Annotated in this window: 28 protein-coding genes; 18 read left to right on the forward strand and 10 right to left on the reverse strand. The window is 71.1% G+C overall.

Annotated features, from left to right (window positions below):
* The first annotated feature begins 15 nt into the window (after positions 1-15).
* The 5 genes from cobN to cobJ are packed head-to-tail and all read left to right on the forward strand — an operon-like array spanning position 16 to position 6,956.
* A complete protein-coding gene (cobN, locus tag ASF22_RS01225) occupies positions 16-3,534 on the forward strand; it encodes a cobaltochelatase subunit CobN (protein ID WP_056260730.1) in 3,519 nt (1,172 codons plus the stop codon).
* Positions 3,531-4,778, forward strand: a complete 1,248-nt coding sequence (locus ASF22_RS01230) for a hypothetical protein (RefSeq protein ID WP_056260731.1) — start codon at positions 3,531-3,533, stop codon at positions 4,776-4,778. The genes cobN and ASF22_RS01230 overlap by 4 nt, the downstream gene beginning before the upstream one ends.
* Positions 4,775-5,407, forward strand: a complete 633-nt coding sequence (locus tag ASF22_RS01235; protein WP_056170295.1) for a precorrin-8X methylmutase — start codon at positions 4,775-4,777, stop codon at positions 5,405-5,407. Before ASF22_RS01230 ends, ASF22_RS01235 begins: the two co-directional genes overlap by 4 nt.
* A complete protein-coding gene (locus ASF22_RS01240; protein ID WP_056260733.1) occupies positions 5,407-6,201 on the forward strand; it encodes a precorrin-2 C(20)-methyltransferase in 795 nt (264 codons plus the stop codon). The genes ASF22_RS01235 and ASF22_RS01240 overlap by 1 nt, the downstream gene beginning before the upstream one ends.
* Positions 6,198-6,956: a precorrin-3B C(17)-methyltransferase gene (gene cobJ, locus ASF22_RS01245; protein WP_056260735.1), complete on the forward strand. Its 759-nt coding sequence runs from the start codon at positions 6,198-6,200 to the stop codon at positions 6,954-6,956. The genes ASF22_RS01240 and cobJ overlap by 4 nt, the downstream gene beginning before the upstream one ends.
* Positions 6,957-6,998: 42 nt before the next feature.
* Here cobJ and ASF22_RS01250 read toward each other — a convergent pair whose 3' ends face one another.
* On the reverse strand, positions 6,999-7,727 hold the full coding sequence (locus tag ASF22_RS01250) for a cobalt-precorrin-6A reductase (protein WP_056260737.1): 729 nt from the start codon (positions 7,725-7,727) through the stop codon (positions 6,999-7,001).
* 14 nt (positions 7,728-7,741) lie between these two features.
* Between ASF22_RS01250 and ASF22_RS01255 the strand changes: the two genes are divergently transcribed.
* Genes ASF22_RS01255 through ASF22_RS01270 form a run of 4 tightly spaced genes read left to right on the forward strand, consistent with a single transcriptional unit; the run spans position 7,742 to position 11,464 of the window.
* On the forward strand, positions 7,742-8,968 hold the full coding sequence (locus ASF22_RS01255; protein ID WP_056260741.1) for a bifunctional cobalt-precorrin-7 (C(5))-methyltransferase/cobalt-precorrin-6B (C(15))-methyltransferase: 1,227 nt from the start codon (positions 7,742-7,744) through the stop codon (positions 8,966-8,968).
* A complete protein-coding gene (locus tag ASF22_RS01260) occupies positions 8,947-9,363 on the forward strand; it encodes a cobalamin biosynthesis protein (RefSeq protein ID WP_056260743.1) in 417 nt (138 codons plus the stop codon). Before ASF22_RS01255 ends, ASF22_RS01260 begins: the two co-directional genes overlap by 22 nt.
* Positions 9,360-10,157, forward strand: a complete 798-nt coding sequence (gene cobM / locus ASF22_RS01265) for a precorrin-4 C(11)-methyltransferase (protein ID WP_056260745.1) — start codon at positions 9,360-9,362, stop codon at positions 10,155-10,157. The genes ASF22_RS01260 and cobM overlap by 4 nt, the downstream gene beginning before the upstream one ends.
* Positions 10,154-11,464, forward strand: a complete 1,311-nt coding sequence (locus tag ASF22_RS01270) for a cobyrinate a,c-diamide synthase (protein WP_056260746.1) — start codon at positions 10,154-10,156, stop codon at positions 11,462-11,464. The genes cobM and ASF22_RS01270 overlap by 4 nt, the downstream gene beginning before the upstream one ends.
* Before the next feature lie 31 nt (positions 11,465-11,495).
* Here ASF22_RS01270 and ASF22_RS01275 read toward each other — a convergent pair whose 3' ends face one another.
* Positions 11,496-11,906, reverse strand: a complete 411-nt coding sequence (locus tag ASF22_RS01275; RefSeq protein WP_056170320.1) for a helix-turn-helix transcriptional regulator — start codon at positions 11,904-11,906, stop codon at positions 11,496-11,498.
* 400 nt (positions 11,907-12,306) lie between these two features.
* On the opposite strand from ASF22_RS01275, the gene ASF22_RS01280 reads away from it, so the two are divergent.
* The gene (locus tag ASF22_RS01280) at positions 12,307-12,639 is read left to right on the forward strand and encodes an antibiotic biosynthesis monooxygenase (RefSeq protein WP_056170323.1); all 333 of its coding nucleotides are present in this window, start codon (positions 12,307-12,309) and stop codon (positions 12,637-12,639) included.
* Between the two features lie 67 nt (positions 12,640-12,706).
* On the opposite strand, the gene ASF22_RS01285 is transcribed toward ASF22_RS01280, so the two are convergent.
* Positions 12,707-13,954, reverse strand: a complete 1,248-nt coding sequence (locus ASF22_RS01285) for an MFS transporter (RefSeq protein WP_156647582.1) — start codon at positions 13,952-13,954, stop codon at positions 12,707-12,709.
* A 52-nt stretch (positions 13,955-14,006) separates the two neighbouring features.
* Here ASF22_RS01285 and ASF22_RS25140 point away from each other — a divergent pair, with 52 nt between their 5' ends.
* The gene (locus ASF22_RS25140; RefSeq protein WP_280137403.1) at positions 14,007-14,138 is read left to right on the forward strand and encodes a hypothetical protein; all 132 of its coding nucleotides are present in this window, start codon (positions 14,007-14,009) and stop codon (positions 14,136-14,138) included.
* A gap of 346 nt (positions 14,139-14,484) precedes the next feature.
* The gene (locus ASF22_RS01290; RefSeq protein WP_056260932.1) at positions 14,485-15,948 is read left to right on the forward strand and encodes a sugar transferase; all 1,464 of its coding nucleotides are present in this window, start codon (positions 14,485-14,487) and stop codon (positions 15,946-15,948) included.
* Positions 15,949-15,976: 28 nt separating this feature from the next.
* Here ASF22_RS01290 and ASF22_RS01295 read toward each other — a convergent pair whose 3' ends face one another.
* Positions 15,977-16,477 carry a Fur family transcriptional regulator gene (locus ASF22_RS01295; protein ID WP_056260749.1) on the reverse strand — a complete coding sequence of 167 codons (501 nt, stop codon included), beginning with the start codon at positions 16,475-16,477 and terminating at the stop codon, positions 15,977-15,979.
* Positions 16,478-16,678: 201 nt separating this feature from the next.
* Here ASF22_RS01295 and ASF22_RS25145 point away from each other — a divergent pair, with 201 nt between their 5' ends.
* The 3 genes from ASF22_RS25145 to ASF22_RS01305 are packed head-to-tail and all read left to right on the forward strand — an operon-like array spanning position 16,679 to position 18,515.
* On the forward strand, positions 16,679-16,801 hold the full coding sequence (locus ASF22_RS25145; RefSeq protein ID WP_277996071.1) for a hypothetical protein: 123 nt from the start codon (positions 16,679-16,681) through the stop codon (positions 16,799-16,801).
* Positions 16,798-17,640 (forward strand): ABC transporter ATP-binding protein, encoded by an 843-nt coding sequence (locus tag ASF22_RS01300; protein ID WP_056170330.1) that lies wholly within the window; start codon positions 16,798-16,800, stop codon positions 17,638-17,640. The genes ASF22_RS25145 and ASF22_RS01300 overlap by 4 nt, the downstream gene beginning before the upstream one ends.
* A 50-nt stretch (positions 17,641-17,690) precedes the next feature.
* A complete protein-coding gene (locus ASF22_RS01305) occupies positions 17,691-18,515 on the forward strand; it encodes a metal ABC transporter permease (RefSeq protein ID WP_082478958.1) in 825 nt (274 codons plus the stop codon).
* A 68-nt stretch (positions 18,516-18,583) separates the two neighbouring features.
* Here ASF22_RS01305 and ASF22_RS01310 read toward each other — a convergent pair whose 3' ends face one another.
* Positions 18,584-19,186 carry an exopolysaccharide biosynthesis protein gene (locus ASF22_RS01310; RefSeq protein ID WP_056170334.1) on the reverse strand — a complete coding sequence of 201 codons (603 nt, stop codon included), beginning with the start codon at positions 19,184-19,186 and terminating at the stop codon, positions 18,584-18,586.
* Between the two features lie 324 nt (positions 19,187-19,510).
* Here ASF22_RS01310 and bcsS point away from each other — a divergent pair, with 324 nt between their 5' ends.
* Complete coding sequence (gene bcsS / locus ASF22_RS01315) at positions 19,511-20,212, forward strand: cellulose biosynthesis protein BcsS (protein ID WP_244474174.1); 702 nt, start codon at positions 19,511-19,513, stop codon at positions 20,210-20,212.
* Positions 20,213-20,225: 13 nt separating this feature from the next.
* Here the strand turns inward: bcsS and ASF22_RS01320 are convergent, their stop codons facing one another.
* On the reverse strand, positions 20,226-20,960 hold the full coding sequence (locus tag ASF22_RS01320; RefSeq protein WP_056170335.1) for an SDR family oxidoreductase: 735 nt from the start codon (positions 20,958-20,960) through the stop codon (positions 20,226-20,228).
* A gap of 116 nt (positions 20,961-21,076) precedes the next feature.
* Between ASF22_RS01320 and ASF22_RS01325 the strand changes: the two genes are divergently transcribed.
* Positions 21,077-21,943, forward strand: coding sequence for a formyltransferase family protein (locus ASF22_RS01325; protein ID WP_056260751.1), 867 nt, complete (start codon positions 21,077-21,079; stop codon positions 21,941-21,943).
* A 116-nt stretch (positions 21,944-22,059) separates the two neighbouring features.
* Positions 22,060-22,230 carry a DUF2256 domain-containing protein gene (locus ASF22_RS22745; RefSeq protein WP_082478927.1) on the forward strand — a complete coding sequence of 57 codons (171 nt, stop codon included), beginning with the start codon at positions 22,060-22,062 and terminating at the stop codon, positions 22,228-22,230.
* On the opposite strand, the gene ASF22_RS01330 is transcribed toward ASF22_RS22745, so the two are convergent.
* The 4 genes from ASF22_RS01330 to ASF22_RS01345 are packed head-to-tail and all read right to left on the reverse strand — an operon-like array spanning position 22,225 to position 24,847.
* A complete protein-coding gene (locus tag ASF22_RS01330) occupies positions 22,225-22,803 on the reverse strand; it encodes a nucleotidyltransferase family protein (protein ID WP_056260753.1) in 579 nt (192 codons plus the stop codon). The two genes, ASF22_RS22745 and ASF22_RS01330, sit on opposite strands and share 6 nt — an antisense overlap.
* Positions 22,793-23,818 (reverse strand): molybdopterin-binding protein, encoded by a 1,026-nt coding sequence (locus ASF22_RS01335; RefSeq protein WP_056170346.1) that lies wholly within the window; start codon positions 23,816-23,818, stop codon positions 22,793-22,795. Before ASF22_RS01335 ends, ASF22_RS01330 begins: the two co-directional genes overlap by 11 nt.
* Positions 23,815-24,516 carry an XdhC family protein gene (locus ASF22_RS01340; protein ID WP_056260756.1) on the reverse strand — a complete coding sequence of 234 codons (702 nt, stop codon included), beginning with the start codon at positions 24,514-24,516 and terminating at the stop codon, positions 23,815-23,817. Before ASF22_RS01340 ends, ASF22_RS01335 begins: the two co-directional genes overlap by 4 nt.
* Positions 24,517-24,523: 7 nt before the next feature.
* Entirely contained in the window at positions 24,524-24,847 is a 324-nt protein-coding gene (locus ASF22_RS01345) for an XdhC family protein (protein WP_056260757.1), read from the reverse strand.
* Positions 24,848-24,928 lie beyond the last annotated feature (81 nt).

The raw sequence follows: 24,928 nt of genomic DNA on the forward strand, positions 1-24,928 counted from the left end.
GTCGCGCATCCCGCCATGCATCTGATCCGCGTCGATACGGTTTCCCTCGACGAGGGCGAAGCCGCCATCGATCTCGGTCAGGCGCCGGGCGACATCGTGTTCCTGTCGTTCACGGATTCCGACCTGTTCGGCGTCGCGGGCGCGTTCGCGGCGGCATTTCCGCAAGCCGGCGAGGGTCCGGCCCCGACCCTGCGTCTGGCGAAACTCGCGAAGCTCCGTCACCCCATGTCGGTGGACCTCTACGTCGACGGGGTGATCGCGCGGTCGAAATGCGTCGTGATCCGATGCCTCGGCGGGCTCGATTACTGGCGTTACGGCATCGAGCGCGCCGCTGCCGCCGCACGGGCGAACGGCGTTCGCCTCATCGTCCTGCCGGGCGACGACCGGCCCGACGATCGCCTGGATGCCTTCTCGACGGAGCCCGATCTCGCACCCGTCCTCGACGCCTATTTCCGGGCGGGCGGCGCCGACAACCTGCGCCGGATGCTCGGGCGGATCGCGGCCGAGATCGGCTTTCCCGGCACCGTGGAGGAGCCGCAGGCCCTGCCGCGCGGCTTCGTCTGCTGCCCCGGCTGCGGCCCCATCGACCGCGATCGGGCTCTGGCCGCCGGCCGGCCCTTGCAGGCGGGCACGGTGCCCCTGGCGCTCCTCGTCGTCTACCGCTCGGCGATCCTGTCGGGGGATGCCGCACCCCTGGCGGCCTTGGGCGATGCACTCCAGGCCCGCGGCCTGCAGGTGCTGGTGGTCGCCGTCTCGAGCCTCAAGGACCCTGCGGCCCTGGCGGCGTTGCGCGACACCATCGCGGCGCGAAAGCCCGACCTCGTCGTGGCCGCGACCGCCTTCTCGGCCCGCGAGGATGCGGGCTTCGTCCTGGACGGCGCCGATTGCCCGGTGATCCAGGCCTACACCCTCGGCGCGGCCCACGCCGCGTGGGACGCCTCGGCCCGGGGGATGTCGGCGGCCGACCTCGCCATGCAGGTGGCCCTGCCGGAATTCGACGGCCGGCTCTCGGGCTTCCCGATCTCGTTCAAGGAGGACGGCCCCGAAATCGACGGCTTCTCCGAGCGCCGCGCGCGTCCCTACGCGACGGGAATCGCGGCGCTCGCCGACCGGGCGGCGGCCTGGGTGCGTCTCGCCCGCCTGCCCCGGGTGGAACGGCGGCTCGCCGTGGTGCTGTCGGACTACCCGGCGCGCGGCGGCCGGGCCGGCTTCGCCGTCGGCCTCGACACCCCCGAGAGCGCGCGAGCTATGGTGGAGGACCTCGCGGCGGCGGGCTACGCCGCCGGCGCCCTGCCGCAAGCCGACGCGGTGATGCGCGCGCTCACGCACGGGCCGCGCGATTTTTCGGTGTCCCTCGACGCGTATCGGGCGTGGTTCGCGGGGTTGCCGGAGGCCGATCGGGCCGAGCTGATCGCGTCTTGGGGGGGGCCAGAAGCCGATCCCCTTATCGTCGACGGCGCCTTCCGTTTTTCGATGGTGTGCCCGACCTCCCACCCACACCCTCATCCTGAGGTGGCGGAGCGGAGCGGAGCCCTCGAAGGAGGGGTCCAGTTGGACCTGCGATGCCTGGAACCCTCCTGCGAGTCTGCTCACGCGGCACCTCAGGATGAGGTTGGAGGTGGAAAGCGTGTTCGCGCTCCGAACGGCCGCGTCGCCCTGTTCCTCCAGCCCGATCGTGGCCGTGCCGCCGACCGCAAGGCCGGCTATCACGACCCCGATGCGGTGCCGACCCACGCCTACCTCGCCTTCCATCTCGGCCTGCGCGAGAACTTCGACGCCCTGATCCATCTCGGAACCCACGGCACCACCGAGTGGCTGCCGGGCAAGGCCGTGGCCCTGTCGCCGAATTGCTGGCCCGCCCGCGCGATCGGGTCCCTGCCGGTGGTGTACCCGTTCATCGTCGACGATCCCGGCGAAGCCGCCCCCCTCAAGCGCCGCCTCGGCGGCGTGGCGCTCGGCCATCTCACGCCGCAGACCGAATGCCCGGGTCTCGACCCGGAATCGGCACACCTGCGCGAACTCGTGGAAGAGTACTCGGCGGCGAGCATCCTCGATCCGCGCCGCGCTGCGATCATCGCCCGCACCATCCTGGACGAGGCGGAGTCGGCCGGACTGCTGGCCTCGGCGGGCATCGATACCGGCACCCCCATGCCGGATGCCCTGGCGGCGCTGGACGCCCATCTGTGCGATCTCGGCGAGGTGACCACCCGCGACGGGCTCCATGTCTTTGGCCGGGCGGCGCCTCAGGCCTCCGAAGCCGTGGCCGCCTGCGCAGCGGCCGAGCGCGACGGACTGCTCGCCGCCCTCGACGGTCGCTTCGTCGCCCCCGGTCCCGCCGGCTCGCCCTCGCGCGGCCGTACCGACGTGATGCCGACGGGGCGCAACCTCACCACCCTCGACCCGCGCAGCCTGCCGACGCGGGCCGCCACGACCCTGGGCGCCAAGGCCGCCGATGCCGTGGTCCGCCGCTACCTTCAGGACGAGGGCGAGTATCCCGCCCGCATCGTCATGGATCTGTGGGCGTCGCCGACGCTCCGGACCGGCGGCGAGGACGTGGCTCATGCATTGGCCCTCATGGGCGTACGCCCGGTCTGGGACCACGCCTCCACCCGTGTCACCGGTTTCGAGGTCTTGCCCCTGGCGCTCCTCGACCGGCCGCGCATCGACGTGACGGTGCGGGTCTCGGGGGCGTTCCGCGACACCTTCCCGGATACCCTCGCGCTCCTCGCCCGCGCAGCCGATTCCGTCGCGGCGCGTCACGAGGAGGACGCGGAGAACCCCCTCGCGGCCGCGCGCCGCCGGGGCGAGGCGACGCCCCGCGTCTACGGCGCGGCACCGGGCCGCTACGGCGCCGGCGCCGGCGAGCTCGCCCTCGACGGGGCCTGGGAGGAGCGCTCGGATCTCGGCCGCGCCTACCTCGACGCCACCTCGCATGCCTATGGGGGGGCATCGGACGTGGCCGATGCAGGCTTCGCCGCCCGCGTCGCCCAGGCCGATGCCTACGTCCATGCCTTCGACATCGCCGAGCGCGACCTGCTCGACGGCGACGCCGCCGTCGAGGCCATGGGTGGGTTCGCCGCCGCAGCCGCTCTCACAGGGGGCCAGCCGACCCTCTACAGCCTCGATGTCGCGACCCCGGATGCCCCGAAGGCCCGGACGGCCCGCGAGGACGCGGCCCGGCTGATCCGCGGAAAACTCGCCCATCCGCGCTGGATCGCGGCGCAGCTGCGTCACGGCTATCGCGGCGCCCAGGAACTGGCGCAGGGAATCGACGCGGTCTTCGTCCTCGCCGCCACCACGGACGCCGTGTCGAATGCCGATCTCGACCGGCTCTACGGCGCGATGATCGCCGACATCGACACCTTCGATGCCCTGCGCGCTGCGAACCCCGAGGCCGCCCGCGCCATCCTGGAGCGATTCGACGAGGCCCGCCGCCGGGGTCTGTGGACGACGCGGCGCAACGCCATGGCGGCCGACGAGCTGATGCCGGAGGCGATTGCGGCCGACGAACGCTTGCCGGAGGCGGCCGAGTGAACGTCGCCCGCCGCGTTCTGCCCGAGGCCGCGAGCCGGCGCGGCTGGTGCCCGAGCCTCGCCCGCCCGATGCAGACGGGCGACGGGCTCCTGGCGCGGGTCCACCCGCCGCTCGGGCGCCTCACCGCCGCCCAGGCGCGGGCCGTGGCCGAGGGCGCACGCCGCTTCGGCAACGGCCATATCGACGTCACCGCACGAGCCAACCTTCAGATCCGGGGCGTCACGCCCGAGACGCAAGGCACGCTCGCCCCTCACCTCACGGCCGTAGGCCTGGGGGATATCCGTGCCGATGGCGGCCCGCAGCGCCTGACCCTGACCGCGCCGCTGTTCGGACTCTCCGATTTGGCCGAGGCCGTGGAAGCCATCGGCCGCGCGATTCCCGGCCTGCCGCCGAAGGCCCTGGTGGCCATCGAGGAAACGGGCGCCTCCGGCCTCGGTCGGGCGGATGCGGACATCCAGTTCCGAATGGTCGCGCCGGACGGCATCGCGTGGTCTCTCGCAGGACCGGACGGACCGATCTGGTTCGCGCCGGTGACAACGGCGCGGGCACTCGCGCACGTGTCCGAGAGCCTGATTGTCCTGGCCGGGAGCGGAGCCCGGCGCATGCGCGACCTCGATACCTCACGCCGCAATCGTCTCGCCGGCACGGCGATGCCGGCCCCCTCCCCGATTCCGTCCCTGGCGCCTGGGCTGCACGATCTCGGAGACGGCCGGACCGCCCTTGCCGTCGAGACCGCCTTCGGACGCTGCACCGCCGACGCCCTCGATCGCCTCGCCGCGTGGAGCGAGCGGCTCGCATCGCCCGGCCTCGCGCTCAGCCCGACCCGGGGCTTCGTGTTCGTGGGCCGCGACCGCGATGACGTCGATCGTGCCCGTCACGCCCTCGGCGGAGACGGATTTATCCATGAAGCCGACGATCCGCGCGGCCATGTCGCGGCCTGCCCCGGAGCGCCGGCCTGCGCCTCGGGCTCGACGCCGACACTCATCGACGCCGCCCGCCTCGCCGAGGCGCTCAAGGGCACGGGCATCGATGCCCACGTCTCCGGCTGCGCCAAGGGCTGCGCCCATCCGGGAGCCGCCACCCTCACCCTCGTGGGCCGGTCCGGTCGCTACGGTATCGTCCTTCACGGCCGTCCCGATGGCGAGCCGACGATGCAACTCACTTTCGAGGCCGCGCTGGACCGCGTAAGGAGTGCCGATCCGACCCAAACCCTCGCCCAAGCCTTCAGGACCACGACACCATGAGTTCGCGCCTCGATTACCTGCGCGACGGGCAGGCGATCTACGCCCGCTCCTTCGCGATGATCCGCGCCGAGGCGGACCTCGCCCGCTTCCACGGCACCGCCGAGCGGGTGGTGGTGCGGATGATCCACGCCTGCGGCATGACCGACCTCCCCCGCGACGTGGAGGCGTCGGACGACTTTGCGAGTCGCGGCGAGGCCGCGTTGAAGGCCGGCGCACCGATCCTGTGCGATGTCCGCATGGTGGCCGACGGCGTCACCCGCGCCCGCCTGCCCGCGAACAACCAGGTGATCTGCACCCTGAGCGATCCACGCGTGCCCGAACTGGCCGCCGCCATGGGCACGACCCGCTCGGCCGCCGCCATGGAATTGTGGCGCGAGCACCTGCCGGGCAGCGTCGTGGCGGTCGGCAACGCCCCGACCTCCCTGTTTCGCCTCCTCGAACTCCTCGACGAGGGCGTCGCCCCGCCGGCCGCGATCATCGGCATTCCCGTGGGTTTCGTCGGCGCGGCCGAATCGAAGGAAGCCCTCGCCCGCGATGGGCGCGTCCCCTTTATCGTGGTGCATGGCCGGCGCGGCGGCAGCGCCATGACGGCGGCCGCCATCAACGCCCTGGCGCAGGAGATCGAGTGATGGAGGCGGGCGCCCCCCTCCCCCCCACCGCGCCTCTCGAAGACGTGGCGAGCCCCGTGGCGAAGCTCACCGGCACCCTGTTCGGCGTCGGCATGGGTCCTGGGGAACCCGACTACCTCACCGTTCGGGCCATGAAGGTGCTGCAGGCGGCGCCTGTCCTCGTGCATTTCTGCAAGAAGGGCCGGCGCGGCAACGCCCGCACCATCGCGGACGCGGTGCTGACGTCCGACCCGGCGCGCGAGTTCCCCCTCGCCTACCCGTACACCACCGAGCTGCACCCCGATCATCCCGACTACGTCGCGGCCCTGGCGAGCTTCTACGACGACGCGGCGGGGCAACTGTCCGACCACCTCGGCGCCGGGCGCGACGTGGCGATCCTCTCGGAAGGCGACCCGTTCTTCTACGGCTCGTTCATGCATCTGTGGCGCCGCCTCAAGGACCGCTTCCCCGTGGAGGTGGTGCCGGGCGTCACCGGCATGTCCGGGTGCTGGACCCGGGCCGGAACCCCCATCACCTGGGGCGACGACGTGCTCACGATTCTGCCTGCGACCCTGCCGCAGGCCGCCCTCGTCGCGCGGCTGGCGCAGACCGACGCCGCCGTGATCATGAAGCTCGGCCGCCATTTGCCGAAGGTGCGCGCCGCCCTGGCCGAAGCCGGTGTGCTCGAGCGCGCCGTCTATGTCGAGCGCGGCACCATGACGGGCGAGCGCGTGGTGGCCTTGCGCGACAAGCCCGACGACGTGGCGCCCTACTTCTCCATGGTGCTCCTGCCCGGCGAGGGCCGCCGGCCGTGACCGGCTCCGTCACGGTGGTCGGCCTCGGGCCGGGCGACCCCGACCTGCTCACCCGGTCGGCCGAAGCGGCGCTCGCCCGCGCGCAGGACCTCATCGGCTACATTCCCTACGTCGCACGGGTTCCCGAGCGTCCGGGCCTGACCCGGCACGCCACCGACAACCGCGTCGAGGTCGACCGCGCCCGCCATGCCCTGGAGCTCGCCACAGCCGGACGTCACGTGGCGGTGGTCTCCGGTGGCGACCCCGGCGTCTTCGCCATGGCGGCGGCGATCTTCGAGGCGGTCGAGGCCGGCGATCCGGCCTGGGCGCAGCTCGACATCACCGTCGAACCCGGCATTACAGCCATGCTGGCCGCCGCCGCCCGCCTCGGCGCGCCGCTCGGCGGGGATTTCTGCGCCCTGTCGCTGTCCGACAATTTGAAGCCCTGGGAGGTCGTCACCGCCCGGCTCGAGGCGGTGCTGCGGGCCGATTTCGTGGTGAGCCTCTACAATCCGATCTCGAAGGCCCGGCCCTGGCAGCTCGGCCGCGCCCTGGCACTGACCGCCGAGATCCGCGCGCCCGACACCCCGGTGATCTTCGCCCGCGCCGTCTCGCGCCCCGACGAGGCGATCCGCGTCCTCACCCTGGCCGAGGCCCGCGAGACCACCGCCGACATGGCCACCATGGTGATCATCGGCGCCTCGGGCACCCGCCTGATTCCGCGCGGGAACGGGCTCCGGCCCTACGTCTACACCCTCCGCAGCGTGCCGACTTGAGTAGGTGAATTCTCCTCCCCGGGGGAGACGACCCAGCACCCGTCATGGTGTCGCGAGCCATACCAGGGCGCCGCTGACGTCGGTGACGCTTGGAACGTCGGGTTTCGGCGGCCGAGCCACCATGATCACCCGCACCCCGAGATCCCGCGCGGCGGCGATCTTGCCGTAGGTCGCAGGGCCGCCGGAGTTCTTGCTCACCAGAATTTCGATGCTCTGGTCGCGCAGGAAGGCCGCCTCGTCGGCCTCCGCGAAGGGCCCGCGCGCGGCGATCGTCGTGAGATGCGGGACGTCCAGGCTGACGGATTCGACGGCGCGCACCACGTAGGTGTGATGCGGCGCGCCCGCGAATGCGCCGATCTCCTGTCGTCCCACCGTGAGGAAGACACGGCGCGGCACCGGTCCGAGGGCCGTCGCGGCGGCCTCCATCGTGGCGACCTCTTCCCAGCGATCCCCCGGCACCGGATCCCAGGCCGGACGGCGGATGGCCAGAAGCGGGGTACCGGTGCGGGCACAGGCTTCGGCCGCGTTGGCGCCCATGCGGGCGGCGAACGGATGGGTCGCGTCGATCACGTGGGTGATGCGGTTGGCCGCAATCCAGGCCGCGAGTCCCTCCGCCCCGCCGAAGCCGCCGACCCGCATCGGCACCGGCTCGGCTTTCGGCGCGGAGGTGCGGCCGGCGAGCGACAGGGTGGCCTCGACGCCCGGCGGCAGAATCCGTACCAGGGCGCTGGCTTCGCCGGTACCGCCGAGAATGAGGAGACGCTTGAGCATGGGACGCCTTCTCCATGAGCGCTGAGCCCGTGTCGAGCCGGCCGTGGCTCACCCTGGTGGGCATCGGCGAGGACGGCCGCGACGGCCTGAGCCCCGCCGCCGCCGCCGCCCTCGACGGAGCCGAATGCGTCTATGGCGGACGCCGGCACTTCGATCTCGCCGGGCCGCTCGCCGCAGAGGCGCGGATCTGGCCGAGTCCCATCACGGATGCCTATCCGGGTATCCTGGCGCGGCGCGGCCGACCGACCTGCATCCTCGCCACGGGCGACCCGTTCCATTACGGCATCGGCGCGGAGATCGCCCGCTTGGTACCGGCGGACGAGATGCGGGTGTTCCCCCAGCCTTCCGCGTTCAGCCTCGCCTGCGCCCGCTTGGGTTGGGCGGTGGCCGAGACCGGCTGCCTCACCCTGCACGGGCGGGCACTGCCCAATCTTTTGCCCCACCTCCAGCCCGGCACCCACCTTCTCGTTCTGAGCTGGGACGGCTCGACCCCGGCCGCGGTGGCGGCCCTGTTGACGGAGCGGGGGTTCGGCGCCTCGACCCTCACGGTGCTCGAAGCCATGGGCGGCCCGCGCGAGCGCCGCCGCAGCGCACCGGCCGAAGCCTTCGCCCTCCACGACATCGATCCCCTCAACACCCTGGCGATCGCGGTGGCGGCGGGTCCCGACGCCCGGGTGGTGCCCCTGGCGCCCGGCCTCGACGACGCGTGGTTCGAGAATGACGGACAGCTCACCAAGTCCGACATCCGCGCCGTGACCCTGGCGGCCCTGCGGCCCCGCGCGGGCCAGTGCCTGTGGGACATCGGCGCGGGGGCGGGCTCCATCTCCATCGAGTGGATGCTGCGCCGGCCGGGCCTGCGGGCCGTCGCCGTCGAGGCGAATCCGGCCCGCGCCGCCCGCATCCGGCGCAACGCCGATCACCTCGGCGTCCCGGGCCTCGTGGTGGTGGAGGGCGCGGCACCCACCGCCCTCGTGGGGCTGGAGCGCCCCGACGCGGTCTTCATTGGCGGCGGCGTCACGGCCGCGGGCCTCCTCGACAGGGTGATGGACGCCCTCGCCCCTGGCGGACGCCTCGTCTCCAACGTCGTCACCCTGGAGGGCGAGGCGGTCCTGCTCGCCGCCTTCGCGCGGCAGGGCGGCAGCCTCAAACGTCTCGTCGTGGCCAAGGCCGACCCGGTGGGCCACCTCCACGGCTGGCGCCACGCGATGCCGGTGACGCAATGGGCGTGGACGAAGCCGTGACCGACCGGCTGGTCGCGGGCCTCGGCTTTCGCCATGCGACGTCCGCGGACGAGATCCTCGCCCTTCTCCGGCGGGCTCTGGCGAACCAGAGCGCCCCCCTCGGGTGCCTCGCCACCCCGGCCGACCGGGCGGATGCACCCGCCATCCGGGCCGTCGCCGGAACCCTCGGGGTTCCCCTGGTCGCCGTCGCGGCGGACGCCATGATCGCCGTGGACGCCCGGGTCCTCACCCGGTCCGCCCGCATCGCGGCGACGCGCGGCGTCGGCTCCGTGGCGGAAGCCGCCGCCCTTGCGGTGGCGGGCGCCGCCGCGACCCTCATCCTGCCCCGCATCGCGAGTGCCGGGGCGACATGCGCCCTTGCGCTGGCCCGCGAATCCGTCACTCAGGCACCATGACCGTCCATTTCATCGGCGCCGGCCCGGGCGCCGCCGACCTCATCACCGTGCGCGGCCGCGATCTCATCGCCCGCTGCCCCGTCTGCCTCCATGCCGGCTCCCTGGTGGCGCCCGAGATCCTGGGCTGGTGCCCGCCGGGCGCGCGCATCGTCGACACCGCGCCCCTCGACCTCGACGCCATCGTGGCCGAATGCGCCGCCGCCCACGCGGCCGGGCACGATGTCGCCCGCCTGCATTCGGGCGATCTCTCGATCTGGAGCGCGCTGGCCGAGCAGACCCGGCGCCTGACCCAGGCCGGCATTCCCTACACGGTGACGCCGGGGGTGCCGTCCTTCGCCGCCGCCGCGGCCCTGCTCGGGCGCGAACTCACCGTGCCGGGGCTGGCCCAATCCGTCGTCCTGACCCGCACATCGGGCCGGGCCAGCGCCATGCCGGAGCGCGAGACCCTCGCGGCCTTCGCGGCGACGGGCGCGACCCTGGCCCTCCACCTCTCGATCCACGTCATCGATCGGGTGGTCGCCGAACTGACGCCGTTCTACGGGCCGGATTGTCCCGCCGCGGTGGTGTTCCGCGCCACCTGGCCCGACGAGCGGGTCCTCACCGGAACCCTGGCGACCATCGCGGCCGCCGTCACGCAAGCAGGCCTCGAGCGCACGGCACTCATCCTCGTCGGCCCGGCCCTCGACCCGGCCGAGTTCCGCGAGAGCGCCCTCTATTCGACGGCGTACGACCGGCGCTTCCGGCCGCAGGCGGGAACGCGAGCGGCCGGCACGGCGGCGGGAGAAACCGCATGAGCGTGCCCGGCCTCCTCGTCGCCGCGCCCCGGTCGAGTTCCGGCAAGACCACCGTGACCCTCGCGCTGATGCGGGCGCTCAGCCGGCGCGGCCTCGCCGTGCGCGGCGCCAAATGCGGCCCCGATTACATCGATCCGGCGTTCCACGCCGCCGCCACGGGCTTTCCGAGCTTCAACCTCGACAGTTTCGCCATGCCCGAGCCCATGCTCGACGCCGTGGCGGGCCTCGCCGGCACGGGCGCCGACCTCGTGGTCGCCGAGGGCTCCATGGGGCTGTTCGACGGGATCGTCGCCGGCACCGGCCGCACGGGGGCCAATGCCGACATCGCCGCCCGCTACGGCTGGCCCGTGCTCCTCGTCCTCGACGTATCGGGGGCCGCGCAATCGGCGGCGGCCGTGGCTTTGGGCTGCTCGCTGTACGATCCGCGCATCCGCATCGCGGGGGTGATCCTCAACAAGGTCGCGAGCCCCCGTCACCGTCGCCTCGTCGAGGCGGGGCTGGCGCGGGTCGGCCTGCCGGTCCTCGGCGCCCTCATGCGCGACGCGACCCTGACCCTGCCCGAGCGCCATCTCGGCCTCGTCCAGGCCCGCGAGACCAACGATCTGGAGGTCCGCCTCGACCGGCTGGCGGATCTGGCGGAAGCCGGTCTCGACCTCGACGCGATCCTGGCCGCCGCGGGCGGCGCCGCGCCGCCGCCCCGCGCGGGCGCCCTGCCGAACCCGCCGGGCCAGCGCATCGCCGTGGCGTCGGACGCGGCGTTCTCGTTCCTGTATCCGCACATGGCGGCGGGCTGGCATGCGCAGGGGGCCGAGCTCGTCCCGTTCTCGCCGCTCGCCGACGAGGCGCCTCCGACCTCCTGCGATGCGGCGTGGCTTCCGGGCGGCTATCCAGAGCTTCACGCCGGCCAGCTCGCGGGCGCGTTAACCTTCCTCGGCGGTCTGCGCGACTTCGCTGTGCAAAAGCCGATCCACGGCGAGTGCGGCGGCTACATGGTGTTGGGGGAGAGCCTGGAGGATGCCGACGGGGTCACCCACCCCATGGCCGGCCTGCTCCCGGTCGCGACGTCCTACCGGACGCGCAAGTTGCACCTCGGCTACCGCGTCGCGACCCTCATCGCCGACGGTCCCCTCGGGGCCGCGGGCACGCGCCTCGTCGGCCACGAATTCCATTATGCGAGCGAGCGCACGCCGGCCCCCGAGGCGGAAGCGGCCCTGGCCAGCGTCACCGATGCGGAAGGTGTGGCCCGCGGCCTCGCCGGGCATCGACACGGGCGCGTGACGGGCAGCTTCTTCCACCTGATCGGATAGCCCGCCGAAACCGGGCCGTCCGATCCAGGGCTCAAGCCTGTTCGACGACGGCGTCCGGCTCCGGAGCCTGCTTGCCCATCTTCGAGATCGTCCGAACGATGGAGAGAGCATCCTTGCGGAGTTGGTCGTTCTCGATCAGCGCGTAGGCACGCAGCAGTTCGATGGCGCCCTGGGCACTCAGGAAGCCGAAGACGTCCGACTGGGTGCCGCCGGCATCGTCATCCTCAAAGAACGCCGAGACCGGGACTTCGAGGAGTCGGGCGATCTCGCGCAGGCGCCCGGCACCGACGCGGTTCTGGCCCTTCTCGTACTTCTGAACTTGCTGGAACGTCACGCCGACGGCGGTGCCGAGCGCGGTTTGACTCAAGCCGCGCGCCTTGCGGAGGGCGGTGATCCGCAACCCGACGAGGCGATCAACATCGGTGGTCTGCTTGGGCATCATATCTCGATTCAGTCCTTAGGTTAGATGGACGCTGCCGCCTGGACCAACGACGGAAACTGATCGAAAGGAAGAGTGACGCACTGTGTCGTACGACCCTCGATTGAGTTCGAGCGTCCGATCCATGATAACGTGCGCTTTAGTGGATCGACGGAGAAGCTCAGCGCACCGTCCCCGCTTCGCGCTTACAGTCATTTTACTCGATTTCGGCCGAAACCCCATCGCGGCGGTAGCTTGACCACAAAGCCGGCCCGAAAGGCAAGCGTTCCCTTGGGACGAAGGGCGCCTTCATGGCCGGCTCGGCAAGATGATGGACGTCATGGCGTGGTACTTCCGGTTGTCGCATCGGCCGGGCTAGGATGTCGGTCAACCCGAACCTCATCGGGAAACGCGGAACCTTATCATGTATATCGCTATGAATCGCTTCAAAGTCGTCAAGGACTCCACCGATGATTTCGAGCAGGTTTGGCTCGGGCGGGACAGCCAATTGGGCGAGATGCCGGGCTTCGTGGAATTCCATCTGCTCCGCGGTCCCGAGCACGAGGACCACGTGCTGTACGCATCACACACGGTCTGGGCCTCGAAATCCGATTTCGAATCGTGGACGCGCTCGGAGCAGTTCCGCAAAGCGCATGGCCGGGTGCCCACGACGAAGCCGCTCTACCTCGGTCATCCGCAATTCGAAGGCTTCGAGACGATTCAGACCTTGGGCGGCGCGTCGAACACCCCGGCCTGACATCCCCCCGAGGGTTCTTCGACGGGACCGGCGCCGGAGTGCCGGTCCCGTTCGGACAGGATACGGCTCACCGGGCCAGCCGCGGCAGGAAGACCGCCGCGAGGCCGATGAGCGGCAAGTAGGCGCAGAGCGCATAGACCGCGGTGATGCCGGCGTGATCGGCCACCTCGCCGAGAACCGCGGCGCCGAGCCCGCCCATGCCGAATGCGAAGCCGAAGAACAATCCACCGACCAGACCGATCCGGCCGGGTAGGAGCTCCTGCGCGTAGACGAGGATCGCCGGCATCGCCGAGGCCAGGATCATCCCAATGGGCACCGTCAGCACCACCGTCCAGACGAGATCGGCGTGCGGCAGGGCCAGGGTGAAGGGCAGGACACCCAGGATCGACCCCCAGATCACGGGCTTGCGTCCGAAGCGGTCGCCGATGGGACCGCCCAGGATGGTGCCCGCCGCCACCGCGCCGAGGAACACGAACAGGTAGATCTGCGACTGGGCCACGGACACGCCGAAGCGCTGGATCAGGTAGAAAGTGTAGTAGGACGAGAAGCTCGCCAGATAAAAATATTTCGAGAAAATCAGCGTCAACAGGATTGCGATGGTGAGACCGACCCGCCGGCGCGACAGGACCCTTGCAGCGGGGGCACCGGCGCGGGTGGCGGGACGCGGGACTGCGCGAAGCCGTCCGGCGTACCATTGTCCCACGAGGGCGAGCACGCAGATCCCCGCGAGCGCGACGAGGGAGAACCAGGCGACGCTCCCCTGCCCGTGCGGCACCACCACGAAGGCCGCCAGCAGGGGTCCGAGTGCCGTGCCGGCATTGCCGCCGACCTGGAACACCGACTGGGCGAGGCCGTAGCGTCCGCCCGAAGCGAGGCGGGCGACGCGGGTCGCCTCGGGATGGAACACCGCCGAGCCGAAGCCCACGAGGCCGGCCGCCAGGAGAAGCAGTCCGTACGCCCACGCCACCGACAGCAGGAGGAGGCCGACGAGGGACGAACCCATGCCGAACGCCAGGGAAAACGGCAGCGGCCTGCGGTCCGTGTAGATGCCGACCACCGGTTGCAGCACCGACGCGGTCACCTGGAACACGAAGGTGATGAGGCCGATCTGTCCGAAATCGAGCCGGAACTGGGTCTTCAGGAGCGGATAGATCGCCGGCAGGAGGGATTGCACGAGATCGTTGAGGAGGTGCGACAGGCTGAGCGCCCCAAGAACCGCGAAGGCCGGACCGGGCACGCCCGCGCCCGCGGCACGGTCCCGCACGGCCGGCGCCTGCGGCGGGTCGCCGATGGCTGGTTCGATGGCTCCTGTCATGGGCGATTCCCGACGCATTCCTGGCCGCGGCATACGTGCGGCCGCCGCCCCGATGAGCGCCATCGGTGTCGCGATCATGACCGTGCCGGAAGCCGCCGATGCGAAGGGCCGGGCGAGGCTCGGAGAACGCCGTGCCGTCGCGCCCATCACCCGTTTCGTCTCGGCAAAGCCGACCCCGGAATGAACCGAACCGACGACGATGGTCCATGCTCAGCCCGCGAACACGCCTCTAGAGTCCCGAACTGTGGAAGACCAGGGCCGGCGGCAATCACGCCGAGACTTGTCCGTGGATAAGTTTTCGTTCGATTGCGGGACAAAGGCAGGATGGTTAATCACGAGCAGGCGGCCGCATCGTGTCTCTTGCGGCGGGCGGGAAGGTCCGGAGATTGCGCAGCGATCCCACGAAACCTCGATCGCTCCGGTCACCGGCGCGATTTGGGACACTTTCCGCCTCACGACGGGACATGGCACTCCAGATGTTTCAGGAACCGATCCAGAAGATCTACCAGACCGCGCCGCAGGCGGTGCCGATGACGACCGATGCGCGTCGCGATGTCTGGGCGGCACTTCTGCCCCGGCGCAGGCGTGCCGCCTTCCGCCTCGGCATCTCCACGGCCGTGGCGATGGCCGACCTTCTGACCATCGTCGGCACCGCCTACGCGGTGGATGTCGCGTACTCGTTCGGGGTGCTGGGCGAGTTCCCGCCGAGCGGCGTGAGCGGCGGATCGCAGATCGCCGGCCTCGTGGCGATGATCGTGCTCCTCACCAACCTGACGCGCGAGGAGTACAGCATCGAGACCGCCCTCTCCCACGGTCCGCACCTGCGACGCGCGGCGACCCTGTGGGTTTCGGCCTGGGCCGTGGTGCTGATCCTCGGCTTTGTGACGAAGACCACGAACGACTTCTCGCGCATCGTCTCCCTGGGCTTCTTCCTCGCCGGACTTCCGACGATGCTCGCCGTGCGCTTCGGCATGACCGCCCTGGTGCGCCGGGCGATCACCCCGGGCTCGGCTTCCGTCAACCGCATCCATCTCGTCGGGTTCGAGGAGGACATCGCCCGGTTCTATGCCCACAACGATACGGACGCATTGGGTCTTCGGGTCATCGGAACGAGCTACCTGCGGCGGATCGAGGCCGGGGACGACGCCCTCGCCCGTGAGACGCGGATCGCCGAGGACCTCGACCTCGCCGTCTCCGTGGTGCGCTTCCTGCGCCCGGACGACGTGTTCATCCTGGTCCCGTGGTCCGACGCCAGCGACATCGAGCGCTGCATCGACGCGTTCCTGCGCGTTCCCGCGGCCCTTCACCTGCGCCCGGGCTCGGTGATGGACCGCTTCCCCGACCTGAAGCCCGGCCGCGTCGGGCGCCTTTCGGGGCTGAGCATCGGGCGACGCCCCCTCCAGGCCGGCGAAATCCTGCTGAAGCGGACCGTCGACCTCACCCTGGCGACAACCGCCCTGGTGATGCTGGCTCCGCTGTTCGCCGCCGTGGCGGTCCTGATAAAGCTCGACAGCCCGGGGCCGGTGTTCTTCCGCCAGCGGCGCTACGGCTTCAACCAGCAGCCGTTCGGCGTCTACAAGTTCCGCAGCATGAAGACGGAGGGCGATTCGGTCTTCCGTCAGGCCTCGCGCAACGACGCGCGCATCACCCGCATCGGTGCGGTGCTGCGCCGCTCCAACATCGACGAGCTGCCCCAGCTCATCAACGTCCTGCGCGGCGAGATGGCGTTGGTCGGTCCCCGCCCCCATGCGCTCGCCCACGACCGCAGCTTCGAGCGCCGGATCGCCCACTACGCTCGCCGTCACAACGTGATGCCGGGCATCACCGGCTGGGCACAGGTGAACGGCCTGCGGGGCGAGACCCTGACCGACCTCGACATGGAGCGACGCGTCGCTCACGACCTGTACTACATCGACAATTGGTCGATCTGGCTCGATCTCAGGATCATGGTCCAGACGGTGGTCTCGCCGCGCGCCTACAACAACGCGTTCTGAAGACAGGAGCGTCCGGTGCCGGCCTCGATCAGCCCGCGGCGGGCTTGCCGAGGCAGGCGCCGCACTCGCCCTCGACCTCGAGGATGCGGCTCGACGGCTTGAAGCCCACCTTGGCCAAGGTGCGGCCGAGCTGATCCTCGATCTCGGGTGAGGTGGTCTCGTCGATGGAGCCGCAGTTTCGGCAGATCAGGAAGACGAGGCCGGCGCCATCCGTGTGCGTATGCCCGCACGAAACGAAGGCGTTGCGGCTGGCGATGCGGTGGACGAGGCCGTTCTCCGTGAGAAAATCGAGGGCCCGGTAGACAGACACGGCCGCCACGCGCTTGCCCGATCCGCTCAGGCGCTCGGCGATGTCGTAGGCGCCGAGCGGACGCGCCTGCGACGCCACCACAGCGAGGACGTCCCGGCGCAGGCGGGTGAACTGGAGGTCGCGCGCCCGGCACATGGCCTCTGCCCGCGCCAGGGCTTCGCCGGGGCCGTTATGGCCGCAACAGCCTGCCTCGGTGTGCGTGCCCGCGTGATCCTGCATGGGCTCCCGATCCCCGTGAGAGTGCCTCACGATACTCCCGATTCCCGCCGGTTCTCGCCCTAGGCCTGGCGGTGCAGCGGGAGTTCTGTGAAAGACACTGAGGCGAGCCGGCGGCTCCGGCCCGTTGAACTCGTGGGATGTTACAGTGTATCAGCGCGCAACGTAAGCCGACGCGCCCGTCCGGTCCGATTGACCCTTCCCGTGACCCGCTCCAATCCCCTGCCCCGCCGCTCGCTGTTCCAGGCGGGGGCGCATCTCCGCTTCGCTCTGGCCGCGGTGCTGGCCGCTCTGCTCTGGGGCGCCGTGCTGTGGGTGTTGGCGTGAGCCCGCCGACGGGCGCCATCGCGCTCCACGGCCTGACCCTCGGCTACGATCGCCACCCGGCCGTGCACCACCTCGACGGCACGATCCAGCCCGGCGCGCTGCTCGCCCTCGTGGGTCCCAACGGGGCCGGCAAATCGACGCTTCTGAAGGGCATCGTCGGCGAAGTCCCGTGCCTCGACGGCCGGATCGACCGCTCGGGTCGCGCCGATGCCATCGCCTACCTGCCGCAATCGGCGGAGATCGACCGGGGCTTCCCCTTGCGCGTCCTCGACCTCGTGGCCATGGGATTGTGGCACAGGATCGGACCATGGCGCCGGGCTGCGCCCTACCGCGACACCCTGGTGGAGGCGCTGTCCGCCGTCGGCCTCGTCGGCTTCGAGGATCGGCCGATCGGCACCTTGTCGGGCGGCCAGTTCCAGCGCGCCCTGTTCGCCCGCCTCATCGTCCAGGATGCCCGCATCATTCTCCTCGACGAACCGTTCACCGGCGTCGACGGACGCACGAGCGCGGATCTCCTGCGCCTCATCGGTGCTTGGCACCGCCAGGGCCGGACCATCGTCGCCGCCCTGCACGACCTCACCCAGGTTCGTAGCCACTTCCCCCAGACCCTGCTGCTGGCCCGCGAACCGGTGGCATGGGGCCCGACGGACGCGGTGCTGACCGCGGACAATCTCGCCCGCGCCCAAGCCCTGTCGGAGGCGTGGGACGAGGATGCGGCGATCTGCGGCCGGTCGGCCGGCGGGGTCGCCGACGCCCATCCGCATGCCCACCCCCACACGCATGCCCACCCGCACAGCCACGGACAGGCTCGGGACCACGCCCACCGGGACGCTCCGTGATCGACACCCTGATCGATGGCCTGTTCGGTCCGTTCGTCGAATTCGGCTTCATGCGACGCGCCCTCGTGGGGTGCCTCGCCCTGTCCCTTTCGGCTCCGCCCGTGGGCGTGTTCCTGATGCTGCGGCGCATGAGTTTAATGAGCGACGCCATGAGTCACGCCGTCCTGCCGGGGGCGGCCGTCGGCTTCCTCGTGGCGGGCCTGTCCCTGCCGGCGATGACCCTCGGGGGCCTCGCGGCCGGTCTCGCCGTGGCCCTGCTGGCGGGGGCCGTCACACGCTCCACCATCATCAAGGAGGATGCGAGCCTGGCGGCCTTCTACCTCATCTCCCTCGCCGCCGGCGTGGTGCTGATCTCGCTCCGCGGTTCGCAGATCGACCTGCTGCACATCCTGTTCGGGACGGTGCTGGCCCTCGACGACCCGGCGCTCCTGCTGCTCGGCGGCATCGCGACCATCACCCTGTTCGGCCTCGCGGCGCTCTACCGCCCGCTGGTCATGGAATGCGTCGACCCCCTGTTCCTGCGTACTGTGAGCCGCGCCGGCGGGCCGGTGCACTACGCCTTCCTCGGGCTGGTGGTGCTCAATCTCGTGGGTGGTTTCCAGGCGCTCGGGACGCTTCTGGCCGTGGGCCTGATGCTTCTGCCGGCGATCACCGCCCGCTTCTGGGCGACGGACCTCAGCGGAATGATCCCCGTCTCGGTGGTGTGCGCGATGATGGCGAGCGTCGCCGGCTTGACGCTCTCGTACCGGGCCGACCTTCCGACCGGCCCCGCGATCGTGCTGGCCGCCGGCGCCCTCTACGTGGTCTCGCTGCTGATCGGTCCCCGCGGCGGCCTGGTGCGCCGCCTCATCCGGCCGCGCCACCTCGAAGGGTAAGCGGCGCGGAACGAAACCCCACGCATCCGGCCCACACACCCGTCGCCTCGGCCGGCGGCTGGACGTCCCTACAGGTTGAACAGGCTCATGATGCCCGACACGAGGGCATAGACGAAGCCCGCATTCAGCAGAACGCCGAGTGCCCCGACGCCGAGGCCGAACATCACGACGACGCCGTCGCGCTCGACCAAGCCGAGACCGACGAGGCAGATCGCGAGCCCGAGGGGAATCTGCCCGACGATGGGGGCGGCGACGATGAGCGCCAGGGACAGGGTGAGCAGGATCAGGCCGACGCCGCGCAGGCCGAGGCCCGTCTCGAACAAGCTCATGCGCGGGCGCGACCACTTCTCGAGGCGCCTGAGCAGGGGGACGGCCCGGCTTGCGGCCCGCTCGACATCCTTGCGGGCGACGGAGCGTCGCAGGAGGACACGCGGAAGCCACGGGGAGGCCATGCCGGCCGTGATCTGGACCGCCACGAGCAGAAGCAGCAATCCGCACACCAAGGGAATCGGCGGCGGCATCGGCAGGCAGTTCGGCAAGCCGAGGATGACGATCAGCAGGGCGAAGGCACGGTCCTGCAACACCGCGACGATGTCGCCGACGGTCAGCCGTTCGCTCTCCTGCTCGGCGAGGACGGTCAGCACTTCGGAAGTTCGGGCACCTGGTGACAAGAAAGCTCGGCCATTGGCGACGGTCCTGTCGCGGGCTGTAACCTAGTCGGACTCCGGCGCCAAGCGGACGGGTGGGGCCGGCACGGGTGCTGATGTGCCGGGACGCACCCGTGACGACCAGCGACCAGAGGTTGGATATCTCGTGTAATTATTACCTCAAGTAATCAACCTCATTGTTTCTTGGGCGATCGAGATATCTGGTTGCATAAACCTCTGCGATCACGACTTCGATCAATACAATCTCTGATTTTATGCTAATCTCGTCGCACCCTTTGGGAATCATCGGATGTGACGAACGACGGACCATTGCGAAGACGATCGCGCGTGCGCGCCGTTCGGGTGGCGGTGGTCGGCCTTGTGCCGACGGTCCTCGCCTCCGGAATCGTGCAGGCTCAGGACGATCCGGTCTCGCTGCTCCTGTTCGGAAGCCTCGAGACGGGTCCGTCGACCTTCGTCAGCGCCGGTGCCAAAGTCGCCCTCGACCGGATCGACCGGGAGGGGTTCGTCGCCCTCGCGAGCCTCGGGGCCGGCACGCGACGGGAAGGAACGGGCCGGCGGGAGACGGCCACGGCGGCGGGGGTGGTCGGCTACCAGTGGTTCTACGATTGGGGCGTCCTTGCCGCCTATGCGGGGGCCGAAGGCTCCATCGAAGCCGTGACGAGGGGGGGCGTGTCCCGCTTGGAACCGGCCCGCGTCGGCGCCCGGCTCCACGGCGAGGTCTGGGCCCGGCCAGCCGAAGCGACGCTCCTCACCATCACGGCGATCCTCGATACGTCACGGACCGCCGCGTGGGGACGCGTGTCCTGGGGATGGCAGGTGGAACCGTGGCGCGGCTGGAATCCCTATCTGGGGCCCGAACTCGCCCTCTACGCCGACCACACCGGCTACCGGAAATGGAACCTCGGCGTACACGCGACGGATTTCACCGTCGGCCGCTTCAGCCTACGCACCTCGGCGGGCCTGCAGTTCGAACCGCGGGACTCGGCCAGGCCCTATGTGAGCCTCACCGTCTGGACGCCGTGGTGAGGCCCGCACCGGCTCACCCCTTGGTGCGAAGGGCCGAGCGGCCACCATCGACGCCGACCACCTGACCGGTGATCCAGGCGGCCTCCTCCGAGACGAGGAAGCTCGCGAGGCCGGCGATGTCCTCCGGTGTACCGAGGCGCTGCAGGGCGTGCATCGCGGCGATCCCCGACGCCAGGGTGGCGCTATTCGTGATGGATGCCGAGAGCGGCGTACGGGTCAGCGACGGCGCGACGACGTTGACGCGGATCTGCGGGCTCAGTTCTGCTGCGAGCGAGAGGGCCAGGCCTTCCACCGCGCCCTTGGCCATGGCGACGGAGGCATGCGCCGGGAAGCCCTGTGCCACAGCCACCGTGGAGAACAGGACCACCCCGACCCCGGCTTCGCCGGCGGAGGCCTTGAGCACGGGTGCGGCGGACTGGATGGCCAGGAACGCCCCCAGCGCATTGATGCGAAAATCGGCTTCGGCATCCTGGATCGTCAGTTTGGCCAAGGGCCGCAGGTTGATGGTCCCGACGGCGTAGACCAATCCGCCGAGTTCCGGTCCGGCCTCCTCCGTGACCGTCTTGAAGAAGTCCGGATCGGTGACGTCGCCGGCGGTGAAGGTCGTCTCCCCGAGTTCCGAGGCCGCCGCCTCCAGGCGCCCGGCATCGCGGGCCGCGAGGTGCAGGCGATAGCCGCGTCGGCGTAGAGCCGTCGCCGTCGCCCGGCCGATACCGCCCGTTCCGCCATAGAGGATGACCCGCTTCATGCCCGCTCCCATTCCGTTCGCGATGGATTAGGTAAGGCACGCGGGGGCGACGTGGAGCGTCCCTCACCCGGATCGCCCCATCCGTGGCGTCGCAGCCCCTTCAGCGAGACACGCCCATGAAGTTCGCCTTCGCCGGCATCGATTTCCTCGGGGGCGTGTTCGAGAGCCTCGTGGAGGCGGGCTGGACGCCGATCAAGCTGTTCACCCGCCCCTGCGACGGGATCTACGATCACAACGAGGTGGTGGTCGCCCAGGCGCGGCGGCACCGCGTGCCGATGCAGCTCTCGCGCATCAAGGCCCCCGATATGCAGGCCCTGGCGCAGGCGCATGGGCAGGACTGGGCCGTGGTGGTGGCGGGTTATCCCTGGCTGATCCGGGGCTGGCGCGGACTGGCGGCCTACGGCGTCAACATCCACCCATCGCCCCTGCCCATGGGGCGCGGCCCATATCCGTTGTTCAAGGCGGTGGCCGACGCCCACACCGAATGGGGGGTCACCGCCCACGTGCTCGGCGAGGAGGGCTTCGACACCGGTGACATCATCGCCCAGGAGCGTTTCGCCCTGTCGGACCACGAGACCCACGAGAGCCTGCTCTCCAAGTGTCAGCTCGCCGCGCGCCGCCTCGCCGCCGGTCCCATCGCCCGCGATCTGCCGGCCCGCTGGCGCAGGGCCGAGCCCCAGGGCGAGGGTTCGTACTGGCCGCGCGTCACCGACGCCGACCGGACCCTCGATTTCCGCAGCGACGTGGACGCGATCCTGCGGCGGGTGCGTGCCTTCGGGACCATCGAGACCATCGCGCGGCTCGGTGACGGCCGCATCTACGTGGCGTCTGCGGAAGGCTGGCGCGAAGCCCATCGGCATACCCCCGGCACGGTGGTCCACCGCTACCGCCGCCACGTCGTCATCGCGGCCCGGGACGGCTACATTCAGCTCAACCGGTGGAGCCCGATAGCGGTGACGGAAGTCGATCATCTCGGGCGGTGACCGGACGCCGAAGTCTCAGAGACAGCCATTCGGGGCCGGATACGACCTTCGACCGAGACAACGACCCGGCGACATCGGGGCCCGTTCATGCAGGACCCTTCCATCAGGACCCTTCCATGGCGCGGATGCGCAAGAAATCCGACCTTCCCACCAAGACCTGCGTGAACTGCCGAAAGCCGTTCGCGTGGCGCAAGAAGTGGGAGCGGGTCTGGGACGAGGTGCGCTACTGCTCGGACCGCTGCCGGGCCGAGGCCAAGCGCGGCAAGGCCGATCCCGACGGGTCATAGGCCGGCGAGGGCTTCGGGCGTATCGACGTCCTGAAGCACGGCCCTGTCCATGGGCACTTCACGGACGTCCGTGCGCCGGGCCAGGAGGCGGCCCGCGCCCTGATCGCCCGCGAGCGTGGCGAGATCGGCGCCGAGGCGCCGGCGATCGAGCAGCACCGGATTGCCGCGCTGTCCGTCATGGAGGGGCACGACAGCCGCCGGATCGCCCTCGGCGAAGGCGTCCGCCAGGGCGATGAGGTGGTGGGGCCCGATCCGTGGCATGTCGCCGAGCAGCACGAGGATCGCGTCCGCGGCGGGCAGCGCATCGAGGCCGACCCGCAGCGACGTGGACAGACCTTCCCCATGGGCCGGGTTGTCGATGCAGGTGAGGTCGAGCCCTTCCAGGGCCGCGCGCACGGCCGGCCCATGGGCGCCGAGCACCGCCACCACCGGACCGAGCCGCGCGGCCAGGGCGGCCCGCGCCGCGTGGCGCACCAGGGGCTCGCCGTCGAGGAGGCTCAGGAGCTTCGGCGCCGGACCGAACCGGGTGCCGCGCCCGGCGGCCAGGAGCACGAGCCCGAAGTCAGTGGTCATCGTCGTCGGCCGGGGTCCCGCCGGAACGGGGCTGGGGCCGCGACCCGATCTCCATGAGAAGGCCGCCGACCCCGAGGCCGACGATGTCGGCGCGGGTGACGGCGAGCCCGGCGAGCAGCCGGTGCAGGATCCAGTCGAACCCGTTCTCCTTCGGCGACCGGGCACAGCCGGGCGCGCCGATCACCGGGACCGCGCCGAGCGCCCCGACGAGCAGGAGGTTGCCCGGATCGACGGGCATGCCGAGGTGGTCGATCCGACCGCCGGCGGACTCGATTCCCGCCGGAATCACGTCGCGCCGGTCGGTGATGGCGGAGGCGCCGAACACCACCACGAGGTCGGCGCCCTCCGTCACGCGGGCCCGGATCGCGGCGCCGACCGCACCGGCCTCGTGCGGAACCCGGGACTCGGCGACGATTCCCGCCCCCGTGGGTGCGAGGCGCCGGGCCAGGGTCGCCAGGGTCTTGTCGACGGTCGCATCCTTGAGACCGGGGAGCAGCGTCGAGACCACGCCGACCCGGGTGCGCGTGTAGGGCGCGACCCGCACGGCCCTGTCGGGCGCGATCCGGCAGGCGTGCTCTAGAGCGGCGCCCGCGACGGCGTACGGGATGATCTTCACGGTGGCGACCATCTCGCCGGCCGCCACCGGGCGAAAGGCCGGCAGCGTCGCGACCGTGATGGCCTCGTCGACGGCATTCACGGCGTCGATGCCGGCCCGGTCGAGGAGGAGGAGTCCGGCCTGCCCGGCGAACAGGTTGCAGCGCCCGGTGAACGGCGAATCGCGGCGCAGGCCCGGTCCGGCCAGGCGCAGGGCGAGCCGCTCGGCCGCGGCATCCTCGCCGACATCCCCCGGTTCGAGGCTAACCGCCACGATCTCCCTCACGCCCGCCGCATGGAGGCGGGCCGCGTCCTCGGCCGGGATCGGCTGCCCCTTGCGCAGGATCACGCCATGCTCGCGAACCGTATGGGCCGCGATGAGGCCGGCGGCCTCGCGGGTCGGGACCGCCCCGAATCTCACGCCCGCGCCCCGGCGCGGGGCGTGCGCTGCGCCGCCACGACCTGAGCGAGGATGGACACGGCGATCTCGGCCGGACTCACGGCCCCGATGTCGAGGCCGATGGGGGCGGCGATCCGCGCGATGGCATCGGGCGGGAACCCGGCCCGTTCGAGCCGCCCGACGCGGGCCGCATGGGTTTTTCGCGAGCCCAGCGCCCCGATGTAGAAGCACTCGGCGCGCAGGGCCGCCATCAGGGCGGGGTCGTCGATCTTCGGATCGTGCGTCAGGGCGGCGACGGCGCAGTAGCGGTCGAGGGCCGGGACGGCACCGCCCAGGGCCTCGTCGGGCCAGAGGGTGACGAGCTCGATCCCGGGAAAGCGCTCAGGGGTCGCGAAGGCCGTGCGCGGGTCGATGACGGCGACGGCGAGATCGAGGGCCATCGCCATGGGACACAGGGCCTGGCTGATATGCACGGCGCCGATGATCACGAGGCGCACGGGCGGGGCCTGCACGGTGAGGAAGACCTCGCGGCCCTCGACCTCGACGAGACCGCCCTTGCCCGACGCCAGTCGCTTGGCGAGGAGTGCGGCGAGGGGATCGGCGGGAATCTCGGCCTCGCGCACCACGCGCTGCGCTCCGCCGTCGAGGTCGGTCACCAGGATGGCGGCGCGCCGGGCGGCGCGCTCGGCATTGAGAAGGGTCAGAACATCGAGCTGCATGGCGGCCTCAGGCCACCGGCTCGACATAGACGCGGATGCGCCCGCCGCAGGACAGGCCGACCCGCCAGGCGGTCTCGTCGGCGACGCCGAACGCGACGACGCGCGGCCGCCCATCGGCGATGGCGTCCATGCCCTCGGTGATGACCGCGCCTTCGACACAGCCCCCCGAGACGGAGCCGAGGAAGTTGCCCTCGGAATCGACGACGAGGTGACTGCCCACGGGTCGGGGTGCCGAGCCCCAGGTCTCGATCACCGTGGCGAGGGCCACGCCGCGTCCGGCACGGCGCCACGCCTCGGCCGCGCTGAGGATGTCGTTCTCGGTGGAGAGCATGATTGACTCCGGGATCTGGGACGACGGCCCCTCTCCGCGCAACACGGAAGACGGGAGGTAAGCTCCCCCGACGCCAGGACA

The sequence above is a fragment of the Methylobacterium sp. Leaf87 genome (assembly GCF_001422775.1).
In the GTDB taxonomy this organism is placed as follows: Bacteria; Pseudomonadota; Alphaproteobacteria; order Rhizobiales; family Beijerinckiaceae; genus Methylobacterium.